The following is a 7,309-nucleotide window of genomic DNA, read 5'->3' on the forward strand; positions in this document are numbered from 1 at the left end:
GTGCCCGACCTGCTGACCGTCACCGGCGCCACCCGGCGGTTCGGCGGCGTCTACGCCCTGCGCGACGTCGACCTCGACGTTCGCGCGGGCGAGACGCACGCCGTGATCGGCCCCAACGGCGCCGGCAAGTCCACCCTGTTCAAACTGATCGGCGGCCAGCTGATCGCCACCGCCGGCACGATCGGCTACGACGGCCGGCGCATCGACCGCCTCGCCCCGCACCGGCGGGCCCGGCGCGGCATCGCGATCGCGTTCCAGGACTCCCCGGTGTTCCACAACCTGAGCGTCACCGAGAACGTCATGGTCGGCGCGCACGCGGTGACCCGGGCCGGTCCGGTCGCGGCGATCCTCCGGCTGCCCCGCCACCGCCGCGACGAGGTGACGATCCGCGCGCTGGCCGCCGACGCGCTCGCCCGGACCGGACTGACCGAGTGGGCGGACCGGCCCGCCGCCGCCCTGCCGCTCGGTCAGCAGCGCGCCCTGCAGGTGGCGCGCGCCCTGTGCGGCGGCCCCCGGCTGCTGCTGCTCGACGAACCGGCGTCCGGTCTGCGCGGCCCGGAACGTACGGCCCTGGCCACCCTGATCGAACAGCTGCGCGCCGACGGCCTGTCGATCCTGCTGGTCGAGCACGACGTCGCCTTCGTCGCCCGGCTGGCCGACCGGGTGACCGTCCTGGACCTCGGCCGGGTGATCGCGCACGGCACGTTCGCCGAGATCCGCGAGGACCCGGCCGTGATCACCGCGTACCTGGGCGGTCCGCGGTGATCCGGGTCGAGGACCTGGTCGTGCGGTACGGGGCGGCGACCGCCCTCGACGGGGTGAGCCTCACCGTCGCGGCGGGGGAGCTGGTCGCGCTGATCGGCCCGAACGGGGCCGGCAAGTCCACCCTGGTCAACGCGCTGGCGGGCCTCCTGCGGCCGGCCGCCGGGAAGATCCGGGTGGACGGGCGGCTCGCGCTCGTCCCGGAGGGGCGCCACCTCTTCACGCCGCTGACCGTCGACGACAACCTGCGGCTCGGCGCGTGGCGGGCCAAGAACCGGGACACCGGCCACATCTACGAACTGCTCCCCGAGCTCGAACCGCTGAGCCGGCGACCGGCCGGGCGGCTCTCCGGCGGGCAGCAGCAGATGGTCGCGCTCGGCCGGGCGCTGATGGCCCGCCCCGACGTGCTCGTCATCGACGAGATGTCGTTGGGCCTCGCCCCGCTCGTCGTCCGGCATCTCGCCGACAACCTGCGCGAACGCCATCGGGACGGGCTCGCGGTCCTGCTCATCGAACAGAACGCCAGGCTCGCGCTGGAGCTCTGCACCCGGGCGTACGTCCTCGAGGCGGGCCGGATCGTCGCCGAGGGAAGCGCCGCCGACCTGGCCGGCAGCCCCCAGGTGGCGGCCGCCTACCTGGGCCTGGAGGCGTGATGGGGGAGTTGGCGCAATATCTCGTCACCGGGGTGGGGATCGGCTGCGCCTACGCACTCACCGGCAGCGGCCTCGTCGTCATCTACCGGGTCACCCGGGTGGTCAACTTCGCGCAGGGCAGCTTCAGCGTGTTCGCCGCGCTCACCGTCACCACCCTGCTCGCGGCCGGCCTCCCGCACGGCTTCGCCGAGACGCTCGCCGTCCTGCTCGCCGGGGTGATCGGGCTGATCGTCGGCCTGGTCGCCACCGGCAAACCCGGAACCACAGCGCAATCGGCGCTCATCGTCACCCTCGGGCTCGGCGTCTTCGCGTACGCGGTGGAGATCCTCCTGTGGGGGGACCAACCGAGGTCGTTCGACGGGATCCCGGGCTCCGTCGGCGGGATCCAGAAGCACTACCTGCTCATCATCGGGGTGACGGCGGTGGTGCTCGGAGCCACCGCGCTGCTGTTCGCCCGCACCGACCTCGGGCGGGCGCTGACCGCGACCGCCGCCGACCCCTACGCGGCCCGGATCGTCGGCATCGACGTGACCCGGATGGGGCTGCTCGCGTTCGCCCTCGGCGGGGCGCTCGGCGGCCTGGCCGGCGTGCTGATCACACCGGTGCAGCAGGTCTCGTTCGACAGCGACGTCGCCCTGGTGGTCAGCGGCTTCTCGGCGGCAATCCTCGGCAACCTCACCCGGCCGGGCCTCACCCTGGCCGGCGGACTGCTGCTGGGCGTCGTGCAGACCCTGGTCGGCGGATACCTGTCCACCTCGTACCAGAGCGAGGTGGCGCTGATCTTCATGCTGGCCGTGCTGGTCGCGCGGGCCGGGCGGCGTGACGTGCTGGAGGCGGCATGAAGTGGGCCTACCTCGGCGTCCCGGTCGTGGCCGCCGTCCCCCTCCTGCTCACCCCGGGGCAGCTGACCACGTTCGTCCTGCTCGGCCTGTCGGCCATGACGGTGGTAGGGCTGTCCCTCCTGATGGGGTACGCCGGTCAGGTTTCGCTGGGGCAGGCCTCGTTCACGGCGATCGGGGCGTACACCTCGGGTCTGCTCGCCCTGCACCACACGCCGCCGCTGCTCGCCCTCGCCGCCGCCCCGATCGCCGCGGGCCTGGCCGCCGTCGTGGTCGGCGTGCCGATCCTGCGGCTGCGCGGCCACCAACTCGCCTTCGCCACCCTCGCGCTCCAGCTCATCCTCCTGTCGGTGCTCGGCGACGCGGACTGGGCGGGCGGCGCCGTCGGCCTCCAGGGCCTGCCCTACCTGTCGATCGGGGGCTTCGAGCTCGACGACGACATGGACTACGCCTACGTGGTGCTGGTCGGCGTCCTCCTGGTGAGCCTCATCGCGTACCACCTGGTGCACTCCCGGGTGGGCCGCGGACTACGCGCCCTGGCCACCGGCGAGGCCGCCGCCGAAGCGAGCGGTGTCCCGGTCGGCGCGTACCGGCTGCTGGTCTTCGCCGTCTCGGCGGCCTTCGCCGGCCTCGCCGGCGGCATCTACTCGTTCTTCCTCGGATATCTCGCGCCCGGCTCGTTCCCGGTGCTGCTGTCGATCGAGTACGTCGTGATGGCAGTCGTGGGAGGACTCGGCAGTGTCGGCGGCGCCCTGCTCGGCGCCGCGCTCGTCACCGTGGTGGTACAGCTCCTGACCACCCTCGCCACCCAGCCCGGCATGCCGAGCTACGCCCCGAGCGTGCTCTCCTACGCCGTATACGCCCTGCTCCTGATCGCCGTCGTGCTGTTCGTCCCCAGAGGCATCGTCCCGTCCTTGCGAAAGTCCCCCTGAAGCGCGCCCTCCCACCTCCCCGGTCCTCCCCGTTACCCCCGGGGCCGCCGCGCCCGCGCCCGCCGCGCCCGCCGCGCCCACTGTCCGCCGCGCCCACTGTCCGCCGCGTCCGCAATGCCAGCGCTGGTTGTCTCCCCGTGTCGGTCGCTGCACCCGCGTCTCGGTGCCGACCGGTGGACACGCTGCGTGCCGCGCCCACGTCGACGGCTGTACCGCGCGCGTTGATCGCTGTGCGGCCGTCGACCGCCGCCCCGCGTGCACTCGCGCCGATCGCTGCACCCGCGCATTCGCACCTGCGTCGGCGCCGCTGCACCCGCGCCTACCCCGCAGTCGCACCGCGCCTCCACCCGGCGGCGGGCGTCTGCGTCGGCTCGTACCTGTTCCGGCGGGTTCGGAGGGCGGAGCTGACTGGGCGGGTGAACCCGGCCCGGCCTGCCAGCGGGCGGGACTGTGCAGAGAGCCGTCTCGCATGCTGGCCGCGTCGTGAGAGGCCCATCTTTCGAGGAGGTTGCGGACGGGCGAGCACGAAATGCCGGGAAAGTCGTGGAGCGGGGACCGACTTCTCAATCTGCGGACTCGCGGTCCCACGTGATGGATAGGGCGCCCTCGGCGGCAATCCTGCGGAGGGCTTGGCGGGATGTGGAAGGATTCCAGGGTGGGGCGGTGCGGGGATGACTGAGCTGGCGGGCGAGTTGGTGCGGCTGCGGCCGGCGGTCCAGGGTGACGTCTCGGAGCTCGCGGCGATCAGGGCGACGCCGGAGGTGTACGCCCGGTGGGGCGACGGCGACGTGGCCGAAGGGCTCGCGGACCCGGATTGTCAGGTGCTCGCCGTCGAGTTCGGTGGCCGGGTCGTCGGCGCCATCCAGTGGAGTGCCGAGAAGGACCCCGATTATCGGCACGCCGGCATCGACATCTACCTTTCGCCCGCGGTGCACGGCCGGGGGCTGGGCGCGGACGCGGTTCGCACGCTGGCCCGGCACCTCATCGACGTCGTCGGCCACCATCGCCTGGTGATCGACCCGGCGGCCGACAACCGGGCGGCGATCCGGTGCTATGCCAAGGTCGGGTTCCGGCCGGTCGGGGTGATGCGGCAGTACGAGCGTTCCCCGGACGGCACCTGGCACGACGGTCTGCTGATGGACCTGCTGGCCGGCGAACTGACGTGACCTGACCGGCCCGGTGCTGCCTCAGGCGGGCGGTGCAGGGCGGGCGGTGCAGGGCGGGCGGTGCAGGGCGGGCGGTGCAGGGCGGGCGGGTGTCGGATCAGGACGGGCCGGTCGAGTGGTGCGGGTGGGTCACCACCAGGACCGGGCGGGACGAGTGTTTGAGCAGGTCCAGGGGGACGCTGCCGAGCAGGCGTTCGGCGACGGCGGGGCGGCTGCTCGAGCCGACCACGATGAGGTCGGCGCCCTGCTTCTCGGCGAAGTCCAGGATGGCCGGCACGGCGCGACCGGGTAGTACGGCGGTCTCCGCGTCGACCGCGGCCGCGGCCAGGTGGCGGGCCATCCGTTCGGTGGCGGCGCGGGCCTTCTCGGTGAAGACCGTACGGGGGACCGAGGCCAGCCGTTCGAGTTGGATCTCGTCGGCGGCGACCACCGCGACCGACGCCCCGGTCTGCTTGACGAGGCTGGTCACCGCGTCGGCGACCCATGGTTGATCGGCATCCGGCTTCGCGGCGACGACGATGCGCATGTCACGCAGTATTACCGTCCGAGCGCGTTCCGTCGATACGCTCGCGGCATGGCAGAGACGGCGACAGTGCGCGAACCCCCGTCCCTCAACCGGGTGATGGGCCCTGGCCTGCTGCTCCTCTTCGTGGTCGGCGACATTCTCGGCACCGGCGTCTATGCGCTCACCGGGCGGGTGGCGAACGAGGTGGGCGGGGCGGTGTGGCTGCCGTTCCTGATCGCGTTCGTGGTCGCGCTGCTCACCGCGTTCAGTTATCTGGAGCTCGTCACCAAGTATCCGCGGGCGGCCGGCGCCGCCCTCTACACGCACAAGGCGTTCGGCATCCACTTCCTGACGTTCATCGTCACGTTCGCGGTGATGTGCTCGGGGCTGACCTCGGCGTCCAGCGCGTCGAAGGCGTTCGCCGGCAACTTCGCCGAGGCGTTCGACCTGTCGCTGGGCGAGGGGGCGGCGCTGACCGCGGTGGCGCTCGGGTTCATGGCGCTGGTCGGCCTGATCAACTTCCGGGGCGTCGGCGAGAGCGTCAAGCTCAACGTGCTGCTGACCTGTGTGGAGCTGTCCGGCCTGCTCATCGTGATCGGCATCGGGGCGTGGGCGCTGGGTGGCGGCAACGGCGACCTGTCCCGGCTCACCGACTTCCACGCGGCCGACGGGGAGAGCGCCTTCTTCTCGGTGACCGCCGCGACGGCGCTCGCGTTCTTCGCCATGGTCGGCTTCGAGGACTCGGTGAACATGGCCGAGGAGACCAAGGACCCGGTCCGGATCTTCCCGAAGGTGATGCTGACCGGGCTGTGCATCACCGGTGTCATCTACGTGCTCGTGTCCATCTCGTCGGTGGCTCTCGTCGCCCCCGCGGACCTGGGCGAGGGGGACGCTCCGCTGCTCAAGGTGGTGGAGGCGGGGGCGGCCGGCTTCCCGCTCTGGATCTTCGCGTTCATCACCATGTTCGCGGTCGCCAATTCCGCTCTGATCAACATGCTGATGGCGAGCCGGCTTCTCTACGGAATGGCGAACGAGGGGGTCCTCCCGGGTGTCCTGGGCCGGGTGCACCATTCCCGGCGTACCCCCTGGGTCGGAATCGTCTTCACCACGGCGATCGCCTTCGGGCTCATCTGGTTCGCCGATCTGACCGCGCTCGGCGGCACCACCTCGTTGCTGTTGCTCTGCGTATTCACCGTGGTCAACATCGCGGTTCTGGTGCTGCGTCGCGATCAGGTCCAGCACCGGCATTTCCGGGCGCCCACCGTCATTCCGGTGCTGGGCGCGATCGCCTGTGCCTACCTGGCGAGCCCGCTTTCCGGCCGGTCCGCGGACGACTACCGGGTCGGCGGGATCCTGCTCGCCATCGGAGTGGTGCTGTGGCTGATCACCTATCTCTGGCGGCGCCGGCGGTAGATCCCGCGTGCCGGCCGGAACTCGCTCGACGTGTCGATCTCGCACTCGGCCAACCGGGGCCATAGCAATCTTTTGTTTCGTCCTGTCGGCGGGACGACGTCTATGCGGTCACTGGATCATCGATCATTTCAAATGGCACAGGAAAATCACAGACAAGGGTTTTCCCTATTTTGGTGATCGAGCGTAATCGATAACGTCGCGGCAGTGCCACCGGACGCGTCGACTTTCGCCGCTCCGGAGTCGAGAAGGAGTACGCGTGATGATCCGAACCCCCCTGGCCATCGCTGTCGGGACCGCGACCGCGGTCGCCACGGCACTGGTCGCCGGGCCGGCCAGCGCCCAGCCCCTGGTGCAATCCGCCGTGTCGCCGCTGGTCGCCGCCGCCGACGGGGCCGACGCCCTGGTTGCCTCGAAGCCCTCGTTCCTGCACGTGAGCGGGATGGACACGTTCCAGCGGCACGCCGTGGTCTCGTCCGCCGGCGTCAACTACGTTCCGTTCACGCGGACCTACAAGGGCCTGCCGGTCGAGGGCGGCGACTTCGTGGTCGCCACCGACGCCGTCGGCAAGGTCACGTACACGTCGGTCGCGCAGACCAACGCCATCGGCGACCTCTCCGTGACCCCGAAGATCTCCGAGGCGGCCGCCCTGGCCACGGCCAAGAAGCAGCTGAAGTCGGTCAAGTCGGTCGAGGGCACGAAGCTCGTCGTGGTCGCCGCCGAGGGTGCCGCCGCGCGCCTGGCCTGGCAGTCGACGATCAACGGGACCGGCGCGGACGGCGTCAGCCGGCTGTCGGTCGACGTGGACGCGGTCACCGGCAAGGTGCTCGGCTCGACGGAGCACGTGATGAACGTGGCCGGCTCCGGCAACGGCTGGATCTACGGCCCGGTCTCGATCGACACCACCCTGTCCGGCTCGACCTATCTGATGCAGGACCCGGCACACACGACGATCAAGGCGCAGAACGTGACCGGCCGGGCGACCTTCTCCGGGCCGGACAACGTGTGGGGCAACGGCGTCGGCACCAACCGGGAGACCGGT

General features: G+C 71.4%; 8 protein-coding genes. 7 read left to right on the plus strand and 1 reads right to left on the minus strand.

All coding sequences use genetic code 11. The features are described 5' to 3' along the window. The 5 genes from Afe05nite_RS38595 to Afe05nite_RS38615 all read left to right on the plus strand — a co-directional run bounded on the left by Afe05nite_RS38595 (position 1) and on the right by Afe05nite_RS38615 (position 4,352). On the plus strand, positions 1-765 hold the full coding sequence (locus Afe05nite_RS38595; RefSeq protein ID WP_203822280.1) for an ABC transporter ATP-binding protein: 765 nt from the start codon (positions 1-3) through the stop codon (positions 763-765). After that, positions 762-1,415, plus strand: a complete 654-nt coding sequence (locus Afe05nite_RS38600; RefSeq protein ID WP_203822281.1) for an ABC transporter ATP-binding protein — start codon at positions 762-764, stop codon at positions 1,413-1,415. The genes Afe05nite_RS38595 and Afe05nite_RS38600 overlap by 4 nt, the downstream gene beginning before the upstream one ends. Continuing rightward, positions 1,415-2,257 carry a branched-chain amino acid ABC transporter permease gene (locus tag Afe05nite_RS38605; protein WP_203822282.1) on the plus strand — a complete coding sequence of 281 codons (843 nt, stop codon included), beginning with the start codon at positions 1,415-1,417 and terminating at the stop codon, positions 2,255-2,257. Before Afe05nite_RS38600 ends, Afe05nite_RS38605 begins: the two co-directional genes overlap by 1 nt. Further along, a complete protein-coding gene (locus Afe05nite_RS38610; RefSeq protein WP_203822283.1) occupies positions 2,254-3,186 on the plus strand; it encodes a branched-chain amino acid ABC transporter permease in 933 nt (310 codons plus the stop codon). The genes Afe05nite_RS38605 and Afe05nite_RS38610 overlap by 4 nt, the downstream gene beginning before the upstream one ends. Positions 3,187-3,857: 671 nt before the next feature. Continuing rightward, positions 3,858-4,352 (plus strand): GNAT family N-acetyltransferase, encoded by a 495-nt coding sequence (locus Afe05nite_RS38615; RefSeq protein ID WP_203822284.1) that lies wholly within the window; start codon positions 3,858-3,860, stop codon positions 4,350-4,352. Positions 4,353-4,449: 97 nt separating this feature from the next. On the opposite strand, the gene Afe05nite_RS38620 is transcribed toward Afe05nite_RS38615, so the two are convergent. Then, complete coding sequence (locus tag Afe05nite_RS38620) at positions 4,450-4,878, minus strand: universal stress protein (protein WP_203822285.1); 429 nt, start codon at positions 4,876-4,878, stop codon at positions 4,450-4,452. Between the two features lie 48 nt (positions 4,879-4,926). On the opposite strand from Afe05nite_RS38620, the gene Afe05nite_RS38625 reads away from it, so the two are divergent. Next, positions 4,927-6,270 carry an APC family permease gene (locus Afe05nite_RS38625; RefSeq protein ID WP_203822286.1) on the plus strand — a complete coding sequence of 448 codons (1,344 nt, stop codon included), beginning with the start codon at positions 4,927-4,929 and terminating at the stop codon, positions 6,268-6,270. A gap of 259 nt (positions 6,271-6,529) precedes the next feature. Then, positions 6,530-7,309, plus strand: a 780-nt coding sequence (locus tag Afe05nite_RS38630) for a PepSY domain-containing protein (protein WP_203822287.1), incomplete at its 3' end; no start/stop codon positions are given.

Source organism: Paractinoplanes ferrugineus (assembly GCF_016862195.1).
In the GTDB taxonomy this organism is placed as follows: Bacteria; Actinomycetota; Actinomycetes; order Mycobacteriales; family Micromonosporaceae; genus Actinoplanes; species Actinoplanes ferrugineus.